The sequence below is a fragment of the Hymenobacter elongatus genome, assembly GCF_004745955.1.
GTDB lineage: Bacteria > Bacteroidota > Bacteroidia > Cytophagales > Hymenobacteraceae > Hymenobacter > Hymenobacter elongatus.
In genome coordinates this window covers 42,691-58,743 of sequence record NZ_SRLD01000033.1, presented here as the reverse complement: position 1 = coordinate 58,743, position 16,053 = coordinate 42,691, and the positions used below count along the sequence as shown (strand labels likewise).

Genomic DNA, 16,053 nt, shown 5'->3' with positions numbered 1-16,053 from the left:
GGCCCAAGGCACGCAACTCCTCATACTGGGCGGCGGCTAGCGCCAGGTAGGCTTCTTTCGTCATGGGGCAAGTAGATTAGACCAGACCCTAAGTTACCAACCCAACGCGTAGTTTTGAATTACACCCAGGCATTTAGAAAACAACCGTCAAACAACGTTCCAAAACTGTGCGGTTTAGCTAGACCACCTCAAAATTGTATTGCAAGTTAATATTGCTATTTTTACCATTCAACAGAAATTAGGTTTTGAGAGACAAAAGAGATGAATACTAGTTACTTTGAAATATTGAGTTGCCTGTTGTTTCCTGCACTTATTTTCATTCTACTGTTGCGGAATCAACTAATACAATTTAGAATAATGTTGAGGCTTCGAACTATTGGCACACTAACAACAGGAACGCTTATAGGACTAGTTGAAGATCATGATAGTGATGGCCATGCTTTTTATCATCCTGTAATAGCATTCATTCATGAAGATATAAAAGTGAACTTCAAGTCAAATTTAATGTTGCGAAGCAAAAAAAATGAAAAAACAATCTATTCTGTTATTTACGACAAGAACAACTTATATTTAGCCGAAATTAATTCAACTGAGGCAATGTTCTCAAATACTATATTCATACTTACTGCATCAATAATATTTCTTATCATTGCAATTTGTTTCTTATTGAATAATTTTATTTAAAATATTGATTTGCCATTTTGCCAATGCTTTACATGCATAATAATTCTTTTTTCTTTTTAACCTCATCTGTATAAAAAATACTGAGAGATTTAGTGAAATTCGCACATGCCTCATCTCTGTTATTTAGTTTAATAAGGCATAATCCTAAGTGATAGTAAGCAGCATGATCCTCTTTATTAAGCATCAGAGAGAATCTAAGGTCTTGTATCGCCTCTCTGTAATTTCCTAAATTTTCGTATAATATACCTCTGTTAAAATACGCATCTTGATAATTTACATCTATACTTATTGCTTTGCTTAATAGCTTTAATGCAGTAACAGTATCTCCATCAACTGCAGCCAATGCTCCTTTGTTAAGATTAGCGTAAGCATAATCAGAGTTTATATACAATGCTGTATCAATATACTTGCCTACTTTTTCACTATTCCCCATCTGGCCGTAAATCATACCGATCATATTATATGCTATATAATCTTCAGGGTTGTTCCTTACAACGCATTCGTAGGCTACAAGAGCAGACTGATAGTTGCCTTTGATAAAATTACTCTGGGCTTGCTGTAAGCAATCGTCGTTAGAACACCCCAGCAAAAGCAAAAGAAAGGAAAGGAATTTGGGTTTATTTTTCATAAAGCTAGTTTCTTGGCAAAAGCAGTCCAGGTCCAATAAGAATATACCATTTTATTGGATCAAAGTCAGCTCTTACACCTATAGCGGTTTCGCGAACCGTAGACACCCGATGTAGAGACGCGTAGTCGCGTCTCATCGTTGAACGAAACCGTGCAGGCGGCGCGGCCGACAAGACGCGAATACGCGTCTCTACATCAGCCGGGTTGCACCGTTCACGAAACCGCTATATGTTGACCTCCACACTATGGTAACCGCTCTTAAGCTCACCATTCATTCTAATGCCCATCTTATAGCGGTTTCGCAAACGGTGTACCCGGAGCCAGGGGCGGCGGTCGGACGGCTTTTTTCGCCGTCCGACCGGTGGGCATACCGTTCACGGAACCGCCATATCTACTACGCTGAGCTACTCCATCTGAGAGGGTGTCTGAAATTTCACTTTTCGGGTCATGCTGAGCGAAGCCGAAGCATCTCTCCCGCAATGGTAACGGAACAGAACTGCGGTGATGCTTTGCGTTGCTCAGAGGCAATACCCCGACCCGGAAACAGCATCAAACAGCACATTTCTCACTAAAAAAAGCCCCTGAAATTGCTTTCGGGGGCTTTTTGCATTTCAGATGGGCTGATTATTTATTTGGCTTTGCGGAAGACGTAGCGCGTCATGAACAAGCCGCTGCCGGGCAAGGAGTAGGTTAGGGGCACGGTGGAAACCAGCTCCCACCCGTCATCCGAAATCTGCTGCATGTAGGTGTTGATAGACTCCTCGTTTTTGCGCAAGTTTCCCAGATTCAGGCCCGTGAGGCTGAACAGGTTTTCGAGCACTCCTTCCTTGGCGCCTTTGAATTCGGGGGTAAAGGAAACCTTGGACCGGCCCATACCGCCGGCAATGACCGACTCGATGGTCGTCATCTGCATAAATGAGTATTTGCCGGCCTGGGCGGCGGCCTGCCGTGGTACCAATGATACTACCACCAAGGCGAAGAAAAGCGCGAAACGGGTAATAGATGCCTGCATAGAGAGAAAGGGTAAGAAGTGAAAACAGTAAAATGAAGAGGCAAAGTACCAGTTCCTTTTCATCCGGCCTATTTTCAGGCTCGTGCCCAACGATTCATCTCTCTGCTAATCCCCAACCTTACTCTGTAGACTTGTTCATGAAGTAAAAAATATGACTTAGAACGTCATGCTGAGCTTGTCGAAGCATCTCGCGTGCTGACACTGGACTGGTATTCCAACGTCAGCACGCGAGATGCTTCGGCAAGCTCAGCATGACAGGAAAAGAAAATTCCCAAACCCGCTCTTAGTCACGCTTGGTTTTCACCAGCTGCCGGAGCTGGGCCAGCTCGTCGCGAAATTTGGCGGCTTGCAGGAAGTCGAGGTCTTTGGCAGCGGCTTCCATGTGCTTTTCGGTCTGCTTGATCAGCTTTTCCAGGTCGGTGCGCGTCATGAGGGCAATGACGGGTTCGGCGGCCAGCATCAGGGTATCGGTGTCGGGGCCGGCGTAGGCGGCGGGCTCCATCCGGCGCTTATCCGACAGGGAAGTTTGCCCCATAATCTCGTCGTGCGACTTCTTGACGGTGCGCGGCGTGATGCCGTGCTCCTCGTTGTAGGCCTGCTGCACGGCGCGGCGGCGGTTGGTTTCATCAATGGCCCGCTGCATGGAGCCCGTCATCCGGTCAGCGTACATGATGACCTTGCCTTTGTCGTTCCGGGCGGCGCGGCCCATGGTCTGAATCAGGCTGCGCTGGTCGCGCAGGAAGCCTTCCTTGTCCGCATCCAGAATACAGACCAGGCTTACTTCCGGTAAGTCGAGACCCTCGCGCAGTAGGTTTACGCCGATGAGCACGTCGATGACACCCAGCCGCAGCTGCCGCAGAATCTCCACCCGGTCCAGTGATTTCACGTCGGAGTGCACGTATTGCGACTTGATACCCAGGCGCTCCATGTATTTCTGCAGCTCCTCGGCCATGCGCTTGGTGAGCGTGGTGACCAGCACCCGGTCACCCATTTTCACGCGGTTGTCCACCTCATCCAGCAAGTCGTCGATCTGGTTGACGCTGGGGCGCACGTCGATTTCGGGGTCGAGCAGGCCGGTAGGACGAATAATCTGCTCGATGATAACGCCGTTGGCCTGCGTCAGCTCGTAGTCGGACGGCGTGGCCGACACGTAGATGGCCTGCCGGTACATGCTCTCAAACTCGTTGAAGGTGAGCGGGCGGTTGTCCATCGCCGACGGCAGGCGGAAGCCATATTCCACGAGGGCCGTTTTGCGGCTGCGGTCGCCGCCCCACATGGCGCGCACCTGCGGAATGGTGGCGTGGCTCTCGTCAATCACCATCAGGTAGTCGTCGGGGAAGTAGTCGAGCAGGCAGAACGGCCGGCCACCGGGCTGGCGGCCGTCGAAGTAGCGCGAGTAGTTTTCGATGCCCGAGCAGTAGCCCAGCTCCCGGATCATTTCCAGGTCGAACTCCGTGCGCTCCATGATACGCTTGGCTTCCGAGTCGCGCCCTTCCTTCTCGAAATAGGCGTGCTGCTGCACCATGTCGAACTGGATTTCCTTGATACCCTGATTGAGCGTGTCCTTGCCGGTCACGAACAGGTTGGCCGGGTAGAGGGTCACGCTGTCCTCATCGGCCAGCTTCTTGCCGCTCACCGGGTCGATGCGCTGAATGGCTTCGATTTCGTCGCCGAAGAAATAGATGCGGTAGGCAAAATCGGCGTAGGCCGGAAACAGGTCCACCGTGTCGCCCTTCACCCGAAACGTGCCCCGGGTAAACTCGACCTCGGTGCGCGAGTACAGAATCTGCACGAACTGGTAGAGCAGGTTATTGCGCGAGTATTTCAGGCCGGGGGCCAGGTAAATCACGTTTTTGCTGAACTCCTCGGGGTTGCCGATGCCATAGATGCACGACACGGAGGCCACCACGATAATGTCGCGCCGGCCGCTGAGCAGCGTGGCGGTGCAGTGCAGCCGCAGCTTCTCGATTTCCTCATTGATGGCAAGGTCCTTTTCGATAAAGACGTCGGTGCTGGCAATGTAGGCCTCGGGCTGGTAGTAGTCGTAGTAGCTGATGTAGTACTCGACGGCGTTGTTGGGGAAGAACGACTTGAACTCGCTGTAGAGCTGCGCGGCCAGGGTTTTGTTGTGGCACAGCACCAGCGCAGGTTTCCCGGTCTGGGCCACTACGTTGGCTACCGTGAAGGTTTTGCCGGTGCCCGTGGCACCGAGCAGCACCTGGGCCGGCTCCCCGCTTTCCACCCCCGATACGAGCTGGGCAATGGCTTTGGGCTGGTCGCCGGTGGGTTTGAATTCGGAGGTTAGTTGATAGTCCATTCAGGCAAAAAAGTGGCAGCTAAGACAGCCTAGGATAACTCCATTGCCGCAAGGTAGGTTTCTTCCGAAACGAAAAAACCTGTTCGAGCGAATCGAACAGGTTTTTCGTTTGTCTGGGCGGTGTGGTCACTAGCGCTTCGGACGGGTCTGACAAAACCATTTGGCAGCCCCGCCCGGGAATTAGGACGCAGGCGAACCAAGGGAAAGCAGGGTGCCTGCCAGGGCGTAGCGCGAAATAAGGCCGCCCATCGACGGGCCCAGCACGGTAATCTTTTGGGTGGGGTCGGCCAGCATCGGCTTAAGCCGGTTCAGCAGCTCCACCAGTACGAGGGCGTTTCGCTCTATAAAATCCGCGCCGCCTTCCACTTCCTGCGCGTAAGCCGAGCCGTAGCGCGAAACGGTACGGCGGCTGGTTATAAAGTTAAGAATGACGACGTCCCGTTCCTTACCGGTAGTAGTTTCCAGCACCTCCAGCAGGGGACCTACTTCATCAGCGATTCTATCTATTTTTCTTTCGTCTATCGGGTCATACCCATCCAGCAAAACGACTACGTTGCGGAGCTTGCCATCGGCTTTGCTTTGGGGGTGTTGCAGATAGCTTGCGGCTTCTCCTTCGCCGTACGTGTTATAATCAAAGTAGTCTTTCCAGCTACGGCCGATGATGTTGGGGCTGATGGGTTGGACTACCGCATCGGTAGGGCGGTAGTACACATCCTGCCTGACGTATAGCTGCGCTTGCGCCTGGGAGGCAGCGCCGTTGGAAAAAACGGCCCTGAACCGCAGGTTTTTGATTCCGCCACTGCTAAAATAGACTCGGTAGGCGCCACCGGGACGGAGCGTAAACGATTTGTTATCGACCGTTACTTCCAGATAGGACAGTGAGCGACCGGTGTTTTGCAAGAACAGCGCCTGGGGCAGTGTAAACTGAACACTGCTGCCAACGGTATCCGCCAACGGGGCAATCAGGCACAGCTCGCGTATCTGGTACGGGGAGCCAGCACCGTCGAGAGCCCACCTGACTCGACGATGGTGCCGCGGTCTTCGGCCAACGTATCGAGGACCGCAAAACGAACGTCCAGCACGCCCAGGGGCAACTGCCCGCCCCGGATCTGTTGCTCCGCCGTGGCATGTATTTCCGTCTGGGTATACGGAAACATAGCGGTGGGCTTACTGTAGGCAGCCGTGGAGAGGTCGTAGTAGCGCTGGAAGAAGTGGCCGGCCGAGCTGGACGAGCTGGCCGTGAAGTCGTCCAGGCTGGACAACCCGGCCACCCGGTCGTAGAGAATACCCGTCGGAACCCGGGTTTTGTCCAGGTTGCTGATCAGGCTGTCTACCAGCGACGTGTAGGGACCGACAGATTCTACAACGGCCCCGGCCTGCTGCGAGTAGGCGGTGGTGCGGGCCAGTAGGAAGAGCAGAAAAAACAGAAAGGAAAAATGCTTCATATGCTATGCTGGGGAATAAGGGATGGGGGATGAAAAGGATAAATCATTAAAACTGGCAGTCGAAGCGCCCCTCGCTTACCTGCACGGTGGCCGTGCCCGCGGCCTCGCGGGCCGTGAACTCGAAGGTGCCGGCCACGACCCGCCTGGCGGAGTCGAACCGCGTAATGACCAGGCGGCCCGTGGCCTGGGGGCCAGTCAGCAGTACCTGGTCGGGCGCGGGCTTTCCGAAGGTGAATTTTCCGTAGGCGGGGTTAGAGCTAGCGAGCTGGGGGTTGGCGGGCTGGTCGAGCACAAAGGTGCCGGCACTGCGCAGATCAGGCACGAAAAAATAAAGGCGGGTCTGCGCATGCACGTGGGAGTCATCAGTTTCCTTAGCGAACAGGAGGCTCAACTGTTTTTTACCCGTAGTAAACGATTTGAGCCATTGCGCGGAAATGGGCTTGGGACCGAACAGGCCTTCAACACGGGCGGCCCAGGGAATGCCATCTACGCGGCAGCCGGCCGTGTTCTGGCCCGTTTGCGTGGCCGACGGCAGCTGGTCGTCGGGCGTAACCTCTTTCTTTTTGCAGTGGCTCAGGCCCAGCAGCGCAGCACACAGCAGGCAGGAAAAGCGGATGGGCATACAGGCAGTGGGTAAGGGATGGGGGATGAAAAGGATAAATCATTAAAACTGGCAGTCGAAGCGCCCCTCGCTTACCTGCACGGTGGCCGTGCCCGCGGCCTCGCGGGCCGTGAACTCGAAGGTGCCGGCCACGACCCGCCTGGCGGAGTCGAACCGCGTAATGACCAGGCGGCCCGTGGCCTGGGGGCCAGTCAGCAGTACCTGGTCGGGCGCGGGCTTTCCGAAGGTGAATTTTCCGTAGGCGGGGTTAGAGCTAGCGAGCTGGGGGTTGGCGGGCTGGTCGAGCACAAAGGTGCCGGCACTGCGCAGGTCGGGCACGAAAAAATAAAGGCTGGTTCCCGCGTGCACGTGCGATTTGTCGTAAATCGCTTTGTTGAATAGGAGGCTCAACTGTTTTTTGCCCGTAGTGAGCGATTTGAGCCACTGCGCGGAAATGGGCGTGGGACCGAACAAGCCTTCAACACGGGCGGCCCAGGGAATGCCATCCACGCAGCAGCCGGCCGTGTTCTGGCCCGTTTGCGTGGCCGGCGGCAGCTGGTCGTCGGGCGTAACCTCTTTCTTTTTGCAGTGGCTCAGGCCCAGCAGCGCGGCACACAGCAGGCAGGAAAAACGAGTAGTCATACAGCTGGTGGGTAAGGAAAAAGGGGTAGAACCAAGAGGAAATAGTTGTTTGCAAACCCGGATGGTCGGCGGGCCACTCTCCGCCCCATTGCTGGCAGCACCAGACTTCAGGGTCGTAAAACCAGTTCGGTGCGGGCCAGAGGAAAGTGAATACCGTAAAAACAAAAAGCCCATTTCCTACAGCTTCGCCATCCACCGAAACGCGGAGACGAAATATGTCAGGAAATGAGCAATAGGTATCAGCGCTTAGAGCGTCGCTGAGTAGAGAGAGAGAATAGAGAGGGACAGGTTGCCAAACCTATCGGTTCTGGAAATCAGGAACAAGAAAAACCTGGAGCTTCTCTCAGGTCAGGATACTGTAGCGTCAACGGTGTGGTTCGTGCCACAGAACGCCCCTTTGGCGCGGGGACGCGCGCTACACCGTTCGCGCTACAGCCCATGCGCGTGTACTGACGGGAGAGCCGATCCAACGGTGGCCTTTTCAGGCCTACCGCCGTACGCTGCCGGCCAATCTGAAGCGGATTTCATGCCCGTGTACCTGTAGCGCAAACTTTGTAGCGCGCGTCCTCACAGCATCAAAGCCGGCCGAACGGCGTGGAGACGCGAACTACAAAGTTCGCGCTACTTCTGCTCGACGCTAAAAAGGGGATACGAACGTGGTAACTGCTCCAGGCAGTGTGGACAGTAAACAAAGAGAACGTCATACTTGATCTGGCGTCCGGTTGTCGGAGTATCTCGCGTGCTACTGTTGCCATCGTACCTGACGACTGTTGCACGCGAGATGCTTCGACTTTGCGGCCGCTGTATAAGACATGACCACTGGAGAAGGCAACACACTTCGAAAGGGCTGCCGTCCACACAGCTTAGTGAGCAACAGCCGCCGCTTTGCCGCCAAACTCCATGCTGGCCTCCAGGCCAAACGCATAGGGCCGGGCCTGGGAGGACGACTGGGCCGCATCGACATTAAGCGTCGACAGACCTGCTTCGGCCGTGGGCCCCACCGCCAGACTCCACTGGGCCGTGGCGGGCTTGTAGCGCACGCCAGCCCCGCCATTGAGCGAGCTTTGCACCTTGCGGTAGGGCGAGCCAGCGGAAGTGAGCGAGTAAGTCGTAGTAGCTTCCGGGGCCCCTTCCAGCTCAGAGTGCGCCTGTAGCAGCACATGCACGGCCGCTCCCACTTTCGCGTACAGCGACACGCCATTCTTGGCCGAGCCGTAGCGCAGGCTCACCGGAATACCGGCCGTGCGGTACCGGTACTGCGCCGTGCGCAGCTGGGGAGTGCGCGGGGGAGCCAGATTCACGTATTTATTGCTGGTCACTGCTTCGGGGGTGCTGGCTATTCTGCCGTCCAGAAAATAATAGGAGGTTTGGGAAGTTGCCCGCTGCTCGGCGGCAGCCAGCCCGGCGCTCATGGTCCAGCGCATGGTGGCGGCGTAGCTAACCGTCAGCGCCACGCGCTGCGCAAAGCCGGGCCGCAGATTCTGCCGGTACTCCTGCGCGGCCTTATCGTAGGTATTCGCACTGCGCCAATCGGTGCTCGGGCCCACTCCGGTAGGCTGCGGCATAGAAGGTGCGCCGGCCCCCGAGGCCGACGCGAAGCTCATGTTCGGATTGTAGGCCGAAGCTCCATAGGAACCCAGCAGCCGCCACCGTTTGGGGCGCGCGGGCAGCGTTTCAGGCTGCTCTTTTTGTGTGGGAGCCGTTGCTGTTGCAGCCAGCGCCTGCGACTGAGCAATGACCGGGGCACCTGGCAGGGCCAGCTTGAGCGTATCGGGATGATGCCCCGGCAGGGCACTGCCTGAACCGGTAGCCAAAACCCCGTTTCTTGCCATGAGCCCGGCAAAGGATGAGGCCCGCGCAATCGTCTCGGCATACGAGTGCGAAGCCGCCGCCGCCACCCGATCAAAGAACGAGCCCGTGGAAGCAGCCGGGCTGAAAGCTACCGGCAGCGTGTAGCGGCGGCCAGCGCCGGCACTATTTCCACTAGCAAGGCTCTGACTACGCGTTGCGGCATCCAGCTCCTGAGTATAGCCAGCTGAGGCCGCCAGCCCCGCACTTGGGTCCTGGCGGCCGAGCGTCACCGTGCCAGCTACAGCCTGCATACTCGCCAGCTCCGCCCGGGTGTTCTGACTGGTGCTACCAACGCCACTATTCGCAGCGCCAGCGCTACCGGCAGCTACTGGCCGCTCATCGGCCTCGGGCGTAGCCGTGTGGCTGCTGCGGGCTGATGCCAGGGAAGTACCGGCGGCCGACGTACGTTGGCGAAGCGCCTCTGCTGGGGAAGTGACAACAGCCACTTCCGCTGTAGTACCGGGGAGCGCCGCTTGCCGCAGCGTGAACCAGCTACCCGCGCCCAGAAACAGCAGAATGCAGGCCGCGGCCGCCCACCGGTGCCAGACCAGGCGGCGGCGGTAAGTCTCGTTTTGCTGAATCAGCAGCTCATGGTCTATCTGCTCCCACAGCTGCAGGCGGGGAGCCACCTCAGCTTCGCCCAGCTTCTGCCGAAACAGCTGCTCCAGGTCGCCGGTAGGTTCCGGGGTCGGTGTGTGGTTATTGGCGGAAGGTACCATGGGCATGACGAGCTTCGAGACGCTCTAATTTAGTCTTCAAAATTGCCCGGGCGCGGGCATACTGTGATTTGCTGGTGCCTTCGGAGATGCCCATGAGCTCTCCGATTTCCTTGTGGCCGTAGCCTTCGATGGCAAACAGGTTGAACACCATCCGGTAGCGGGGAGCCAGCTCCTGCACCATGGCCAGCATTTCCTCAAAGGCGTAGTTGGAGAGCGTAAACTCCTCACCGGCCAGCGCCTCCGGGTACTCGCCCTCACTTACGGCTACCAGCGGCGCGTTGCGGCGGTGCTGGCGCAGGGCGGCATTCACCATAATGCGGCGAATCCAGAACTCCAGCGGGCACTCGCGCCGGAAGTTGCGCAGGTTGTTGAACACCGTGATGAACCCCTCCTGCAACACGTCCTCCGCCTCGAAAGTCGTTTGGGCGTAGCGGATGCACACGGCCATCATTTTGCCGGCGAATCGGTCGTAGAGCTGTTTTTGCATGGCCCGGCTGCCCGCCAGGCAGCCGTCGATTATCTCGGCCTCGGTCATGGAAGAAGGCGGGGTGAGGTGGCGCACGGGAGCCGGCGCGGTGGCGGGCTTGGTAGCAGAAAGCCCGTCGGGGAGCAGGCTGCGCAGTCCTCCCCTATTTCCCAGCGCAGCAGAAAGAGCACCCATTAGCGCAGGTGGCCCACCTGGCCCACGTTAAGCCCCAGCTTTGGGGGTGAGAAGTGCGGCCGGGAAATGTACGTAACCGATACTAGCATAGGGTGCGGATAGAATCTGGAAGGGAGCCTACCTGGAAGGTGTGGTATAGTAGCAAGAGGCAGCACATTGCCGAGTGGTTGCACCCCAGCTATAAAAATACCGGGCTGGGCGTTAACCGTCTGAAAATAAACCAACTATTTTACTGTAACCCCATACCTTTTCCTCCCGAGGCGAAACCAGCGCGTGAGGACAATCAATGACTTGCAACGGGCAGCTCTGCTTCGCGACCGTCAGGACGTCGCGTAACACCACTTGCCGGGCAAGTAGCGCGAACGGTCGCGAGGCAAAGCTTCGCGTTGCAGTCTTGTGATGCCTCTGCCGGCTACTTGTCTTCACGCCCTAGCGCGGTTTCGCAGTCCGTGGCTGCCGCACCGCGAAATGGCAGAGCGTGTTTGGGCGTTATTATGCTAAGTGCAGCGGAGTCGAAGCAGGACGCAAACGGGGCTTTTACCACTGCCCAAACCCGCTCTTCCTGCGCGACGCCCGCCACAAGTCGGCTACGGCCGGCCACAACGACGCGCGAAGAGAAACTGCACGTTAGCCAGAGCCGGTACACTGACCCGGCAACTGCCCGAGGAGCCACAGCCATGACCCGGCCAACCAACCGGAAGCACGTCCGTAGTCTTTTCAACATTCACCTTACACCACGGCCCATGAAAACGCTTGTTCTGTTTTACTCCACGTATGGTCACATCTACAAAATGGCGGAAGCCATAGCGGAAGGCGCGCGGCAGGTAGCCGGCAACGAGGTAGTGATTAAGCGGGTGCCCGAAACCCTGCCCCCGGCGCTACTCGACCAGATTGGGGCCACGCAGGCGCAAAAGGCCTTCGAGCACATTCCGGTGGCCACGCCCACCGAGCTGAGCGACTACGACAACCTCATCTTCGGGACGCCGACGCGCTACGGGAATCTGTGTGGCCAGATGCAGGCCTATCTGGACGGCACGGGGTCGTTGTGGGCCAGTGGCGCGCTGGTGGGCAAAGTGGGGTCGGCATTTGTGAGCACGGCTGCCCAGCACGGGGGGCAGGAAACCACGCTTCGGGCGTTCCACACCGCGCTGCTGCACTTGGGCCTCGTGGTAGTGGGCTTGCCATATGCCTGGCAAGGCCAAATGGGGCTCGAAGAAATAACCGGCGGCACTCCCTACGGAGCCAGTACCATAGCCGGGGCCAAAGGCGAGCGGCAGCCCAGCGCCAACGAGCTGGAAGGAGCCCGCTTCCAGGGGAAGCACACCTCGGAAATTGCTAAAAAGCTAGCGGCTTACTAACGTAATGTTATATTAGCCAAATATTTCCCTGACACACCGACCTGCAACCCCAGGCAGTCACTTCTTTGGAAGTGACTGCTTTTTTTTGCGCGGCATGCGTGTGCTGGCCGCTGTGCAGGCGTAGCGCGGGGCCGGGCGCGGGGCCGCTCAACACCTATTCATACAGCAAATCCGACAGGTCATCCGGTGCTTTACACGGGTTGGCAGAATAAGTTAGAGCAGGCACGGGCGGCTCCGTAAATTTGTCTGGGCCTATAGTATTGGGGCGCCTTCTGTAATTCCCGGCCCGGTTCGGCGATACAGGAGCTAGCAAAATTCTTTGCTGATCCTTTTCGCTGTGCAACCTCCCTGCTGTATTAGCCGACCCTGGAAAGCGGCTGCTCCGGCACTCAACGGCCCGGTGCATGGCAGAATGGGTTTCTGGCCCAATGTGCTTTTCTTCCCTCCTTCGTATGAAACGTTATTTACCCTTTGCTGTAGTAGGCAGTTTGTTGGTTTCGCCGGTTTGGGCGCAATCCACGCCCCCAGCCGGTGCGCCTTCGGCCGCGCCCAAGCCGCTCGCCGTTCCCGCTGCCCCTAAGGGCACCGGCCGCCTCGCGGGAACCATACTGGATGCCACCACCAAGAAGCCGGTGGAGTTTGCCACGGTAGCCCTGCTGCCTGCCATCGGTACCACGCCCATCGACGGAACCGTGTGTGATGACAAAGGCCGCTTCGTGCTCAAGGGCCGGGCCGCAGGCACTTACCGGGTCCAGATCAGCTTTGTGGGGTACGTGACCCGCACCGAAACCGCCACCATCACGGAAGGCGCCACCGATATGGGCACGCTCCAGCTGACCGGAGCCACCCAGAAGCTGGGCGAAGTGACCGTGACCGGGGAGCGGGACGTTATCGAAACCAAGCCCGACCGTATCGTCTACAACGCCGAAAAGGACATTACCAACGCCGGTGGTACGGCGGCCGACGTGCTACGCAAAGTGCCCCTGGTGAGCGTGGACCCCGACGGCAACGTGGAGCTGCGCGGCACCAGCAACGTGCGCGTGCTCATCAACAACAAGCCCTCGGGCATCGTGGCCAGCTCGGTGGCCGATGCCATGAAGCAGATTCCGGCCGACCAAATTAAAAGCGTGGAGGTAATTACCTCGCCCTCGGCGAAATATGACGCCGAAGGCACCGGCGGCATTATCAACATCATCCTGAAGAAAAACAACTTGCAGGGCACCAACGGCAGCGTGGGGGCGGCCGCCGGCACGCGTAGCTCCAACGGCAACGCCTCGCTAAACTACCGCAAGGGCAAAATAGGGCTGACCAGCTCGGCCAGCGGCTTTGCCTACTACAGCCCCAACCGCAACGACCTGAACCGCTACCTGAACAACGGGGACGGCACCGAGCGCCTGGTGCTGGAGCAGCGCGGCGAGGGCAATAGCCTCGGCGGCGGCGGCTTCGGTCGGCTGGGCTTCGACTACGACCCGGCGCAGTACCACAGCCTCACGCTGGGGGTGCAGGGCAGCATGTTCCGCAACAGCGGCGACAATGAGCTGTTCAACCGCAGCATGCCGACGCTGATTTCCGCCACGGAGTTTACCCGGGACTCGGAGCGAAAATTCCGCACCCAGAGCTATGATGTGAGCGGCAGCTACACCCGCACCTTCGAGCAGAAGCGCCGCGAGTGGAGCGTACTGGCCCAGCACACCCGCAACCGCAACAACCAGGACTACCGCCTCGACCAGTACGCCGGCGAGGGCACGGGCGCACGGGAGGCCATCAACTACCGCGAGCAAAGCCTGAACTTGTCGCGCAACCTGGAAACGACGCTGCAGACCGACTATACGCACCCAGTGTCGGAAACCGCTACGCTTGAAGCCGGCGCCAAAGCCATTATGCGCCGCGTGAGCAGCGACTACACGGTGCAGACCGACCCTACCGGCCAAAGCAGCCTAGCCTACAATGTGGCCCGGTCCGATAAGTTTCGCTATGACCAGGACGTGCTGTCGGCCTACGGCTCGTACGGGTTCAGCCTGAGCAAAAAGCTGACGTCCAAGGTGGGGGCCCGCGTGGAGCAAACCCGCATCGACGGCAGCTTCCAGCAGGGCACCGACAAGGGCGTGACGCAGGAATACACCAACGTGCTGCCCAACGTGAGCCTGAGCTTCCAGCCCGGCAACCCCAAAAAGCCTGGCCAGAGCCTGCGCGCTGCCTACTCGCGCCGCATCCAGCGCCCCCAGATTTTCTATCTCAACCCCTTCATTAACGCTACTGACTCGCTCAACATCAGCTACGGCAACCCCCAGCTGCAGCCCGAGCTGACGGACAGCTACGAGCTGAACTACACCACCTTCATCAAGGGGTCAGTACTCAATATTTCGGCCTACACCCGCCGCACCGGCAACGCCATCGAAACCTTCCGGTTTGTGGAGCAGGTGAAGGTGCCGGGCCGGGAGCCCCGCCTGGTACAAAACCAGACGTTCCGCAACATCGGCCGCAATGCCACCTACGGCATGAGCGTGTTTGGCTCGGTGAAGCCCCTGCCGAAGTGGGACGTGAGCGGCACGCTGAACGTGTACTATGTGTCGCTGAAAAGCCCTTCGTTGGGCCTCAGCAACTCGGGCGTGATGTACAGCCTGAATACCAATTCGAGCTATAAGTTTGAGAAAGGCCTGAGCCTGCAGTTCTCGGGTGGGCTGAACTCGCGCCGGGTGCAGCTGCAGGGCAACCAGGCCGCCTGGACGTTCTACTCCATGGGGCTGCGCAAAAACCTGCTCAAGGACAAAGCCGACCTAACCCTGAACGCCGACAACTTCCTGAGCGCCACCCGCAACCTGAACTCGACGATAAACACCGACCAGTTCCGCCAGGAAGCCAACAACTACATCTACCTGCGCGGGGTGCGCCTGGCCTTCAACTACCGCTTCGGCAAGGTCAGCACCCAGCCCCAGCGCCGCCGCAAAGGCATTCAGAACGACGACGCCAAGCAGGGCGAAAGCGGCCAGGGACAACAGTAGCCGAGCCGGTGGCAAGCAGCCGTGCTGCTACCAGGCGAAGACGCTTGCCTAATACCCTCTGTTACTACAACAACGCCCTTTACCGATGTGTCGGTAAAGGGCGTTGTGCTTATGTAGCTTTTCTCTGGACTGGGTCAACGCAAACACGATAACATACTTATCGCGAAGTGCTTTGCGAGCCCGATGTAGAGACGCATACTTGCGTCTCGTCGTTGAACGGCTTGCGGGGGTAGTATTCAAGCGGTTTCGTTCAACGACGAGACGCAAGTATGCGTCTCTACATCTGCCTGATTTTCGCAAGCCACTTCGCGACGCGTATAACAACGAAGCAAGAAACAGCCGGCTACACTACTCCTCAACCTTATCGACTCCAGATATTCCAGGATTCCTCGGCTTGCAGGCACAGCATTTCAAAACCATTTTTCGTGTGGGCTCCCTGAGCGGCTCCTTTGGCCATAAACAGGGTTTCGCTGGGGTTGTAGATTAAGTCGTAGAGGTAGTGCCGGGCCGTGAGCTCCGCGTAAGGAATGGGTGGGCACTGGTCCATGGCAGGAAACGTGCCCAGCGGCGTCGTATTGATAATCAGGGAGTGAGCCGACACGATGGCCGGCGTCAGGTCGTCGTAGGTGAGGCCTCGGCTGAGCGGATTGCGCGACACCAGCCAATAGCGAATTCCCAGCTCCCGCAACGCCGCCTCCACCGCCTTCGACGAGCCGCCCGTGCCCAGCACCAGCGCCCCGGCCGCGTCGCCCCGCACCGGGTAAAACCGCCGCAGCGAGTCCCGGAAACCAATATAATCCGTGTTGTGGCCCACGCGCCGGCCATCGGTCGTAAACTCCACGACGTTGACGGCCCCAATGCGGGCCGCCGAAGGCGCTACTTCATCCAAGTAAGGCCACACCTGCTCTTTATAGGGAATGGTAATATTCAGCCCCTTCAGATGCGGATGGCGCGCCATGAGGGCCGGCAGCTCCTTGATACCGCCCAGCTCGTAGAGAGCGTAGCTACAGTCGGCCAGCCCCAGCGTATCGAACTTTTGGGTGAAGTAGTTCTGGGAAAACGAGTGTTCGAGCTTCAGCCCGATAAGTCCAAACTGGCGCATAATGCTGACAATGAATAGCGTCCCGAAAAAGC

The 16,053-nt window shown here is 57.7% G+C and carries 12 protein-coding genes; 2 read left to right on the top strand and 10 right to left on the bottom strand.

Annotation, left to right across the window (positions count from 1 at the left end; translation table 11 throughout):
- Positions 1 to 712: 712 nt before the first annotated feature.
- The 9 genes from E5J99_RS15640 to E5J99_RS15600 all read right to left on the bottom strand — a co-directional run bounded on the left by E5J99_RS15640 (position 713) and on the right by E5J99_RS15600 (position 10,559).
- Complete coding sequence (locus E5J99_RS15640) at positions 713 to 1,312, bottom strand: tetratricopeptide repeat protein (RefSeq protein ID WP_135498752.1); 600 nt, start codon at positions 1,310 to 1,312, stop codon at positions 713 to 715.
- A 627-nt stretch (positions 1,313 to 1,939) separates the two neighbouring features.
- Positions 1,940 to 2,323 carry a hypothetical protein gene (locus E5J99_RS15635; protein WP_135498751.1) on the bottom strand — a complete coding sequence of 128 codons (384 nt, stop codon included), beginning with the start codon at positions 2,321 to 2,323 and terminating at the stop codon, positions 1,940 to 1,942.
- 283 nt (positions 2,324 to 2,606) lie between these two features.
- Entirely contained in the window at positions 2,607 to 4,640 is a 2,034-nt protein-coding gene (gene uvrB / locus E5J99_RS15630; RefSeq protein WP_135498750.1) for an excinuclease ABC subunit UvrB, read from the bottom strand.
- Between the two features lie 180 nt (positions 4,641 to 4,820).
- Positions 4,821 to 5,540, bottom strand: coding sequence for a lipase family protein (locus E5J99_RS15625; RefSeq protein WP_135498749.1), 720 nt, complete (start codon positions 5,538 to 5,540; stop codon positions 4,821 to 4,823).
- A 62-nt stretch (positions 5,541 to 5,602) separates the two neighbouring features.
- Positions 5,603 to 6,085 carry a hypothetical protein gene (locus tag E5J99_RS15620; protein WP_135498748.1) on the bottom strand — a complete coding sequence of 161 codons (483 nt, stop codon included), beginning with the start codon at positions 6,083 to 6,085 and terminating at the stop codon, positions 5,603 to 5,605.
- A gap of 46 nt (positions 6,086 to 6,131) precedes the next feature.
- Complete coding sequence (locus tag E5J99_RS15615) at positions 6,132 to 6,707, bottom strand: hypothetical protein (RefSeq protein WP_135498747.1); 576 nt, start codon at positions 6,705 to 6,707, stop codon at positions 6,132 to 6,134.
- A gap of 42 nt (positions 6,708 to 6,749) precedes the next feature.
- Positions 6,750 to 7,328, bottom strand: coding sequence for a hypothetical protein (locus E5J99_RS15610; protein ID WP_135498746.1), 579 nt, complete (start codon positions 7,326 to 7,328; stop codon positions 6,750 to 6,752).
- An 863-nt stretch (positions 7,329 to 8,191) separates the two neighbouring features.
- Positions 8,192 to 9,898 carry a hypothetical protein gene (locus E5J99_RS15605; RefSeq protein ID WP_135498745.1) on the bottom strand — a complete coding sequence of 569 codons (1,707 nt, stop codon included), beginning with the start codon at positions 9,896 to 9,898 and terminating at the stop codon, positions 8,192 to 8,194.
- Complete coding sequence (locus E5J99_RS15600) at positions 9,879 to 10,559, bottom strand: RNA polymerase sigma factor (RefSeq protein ID WP_135498744.1); 681 nt, start codon at positions 10,557 to 10,559, stop codon at positions 9,879 to 9,881. Before E5J99_RS15600 ends, E5J99_RS15605 begins: the two co-directional genes overlap by 20 nt.
- Positions 10,560 to 11,302: 743 nt before the next feature.
- On the opposite strand from E5J99_RS15600, the gene wrbA reads away from it, so the two are divergent.
- Positions 11,303 to 11,917: an NAD(P)H:quinone oxidoreductase gene (wrbA, locus tag E5J99_RS15595; protein WP_135498743.1), complete on the top strand. Its 615-nt coding sequence runs from the start codon at positions 11,303 to 11,305 to the stop codon at positions 11,915 to 11,917.
- 452 nt (positions 11,918 to 12,369) lie between these two features.
- Complete coding sequence (locus E5J99_RS15590; RefSeq protein WP_167852168.1) at positions 12,370 to 14,919, top strand: TonB-dependent receptor domain-containing protein; 2,550 nt, start codon at positions 12,370 to 12,372, stop codon at positions 14,917 to 14,919.
- A 361-nt stretch (positions 14,920 to 15,280) separates the two neighbouring features.
- On the opposite strand, the gene E5J99_RS15585 is transcribed toward E5J99_RS15590, so the two are convergent.
- A complete protein-coding gene (locus E5J99_RS15585; protein WP_135498741.1) occupies positions 15,281 to 16,021 on the bottom strand; it encodes a shikimate dehydrogenase family protein in 741 nt (246 codons plus the stop codon).
- Between the last annotated feature and the right edge of the window lie 32 nt (positions 16,022 to 16,053).

What these genes read in the sequence shown, in the direction of transcription:
- E5J99_RS15640 (WP_135498752.1), bottom strand. Translation starts at nt 1,312, where the DNA reads ATGAAAAATAAACCCAAATTCCTTTCCTTTCTTTTGCTTTTGCTGGGG.
- E5J99_RS15635 (WP_135498751.1), bottom strand. Translation starts at nt 2,323, where the DNA reads ATGCAGGCATCTATTACCCGTTTCGCGCTTTTCTTCGCCTTGGTGGTA.
- uvrB (WP_135498750.1), bottom strand. Translation starts at nt 4,640, where the DNA reads ATGGACTATCAACTAACCTCCGAATTCAAACCCACCGGCGACCAGCCC.
- E5J99_RS15620 (WP_135498748.1), bottom strand. Translation starts at nt 6,085, where the DNA reads ATGAAGCATTTTTCCTTTCTGTTTTTTCTGCTCTTCCTACTGGCCCGC.
- E5J99_RS15615 (WP_135498747.1), bottom strand. Translation starts at nt 6,707, where the DNA reads ATGCCCATCCGCTTTTCCTGCCTGCTGTGTGCTGCGCTGCTGGGCCTG.
- E5J99_RS15610 (WP_135498746.1), bottom strand. Translation starts at nt 7,328, where the DNA reads ATGACTACTCGTTTTTCCTGCCTGCTGTGTGCCGCGCTGCTGGGCCTG.
- E5J99_RS15605 (WP_135498745.1), bottom strand. Translation starts at nt 9,898, where the DNA reads ATGGTACCTTCCGCCAATAACCACACACCGACCCCGGAACCTACCGGC.
- E5J99_RS15600 (WP_135498744.1), bottom strand. Translation starts at nt 10,559, where the DNA reads ATGGGTGCTCTTTCTGCTGCGCTGGGAAATAGGGGAGGACTGCGCAGC.
- wrbA (WP_135498743.1), top strand. Translation starts at nt 11,303, where the DNA reads ATGAAAACGCTTGTTCTGTTTTACTCCACGTATGGTCACATCTACAAA.
- E5J99_RS15590 (WP_167852168.1), top strand. Translation starts at nt 12,370, where the DNA reads ATGAAACGTTATTTACCCTTTGCTGTAGTAGGCAGTTTGTTGGTTTCG.
- E5J99_RS15585 (WP_135498741.1), bottom strand. Translation starts at nt 16,021, where the DNA reads ATGCGCCAGTTTGGACTTATCGGGCTGAAGCTCGAACACTCGTTTTCC.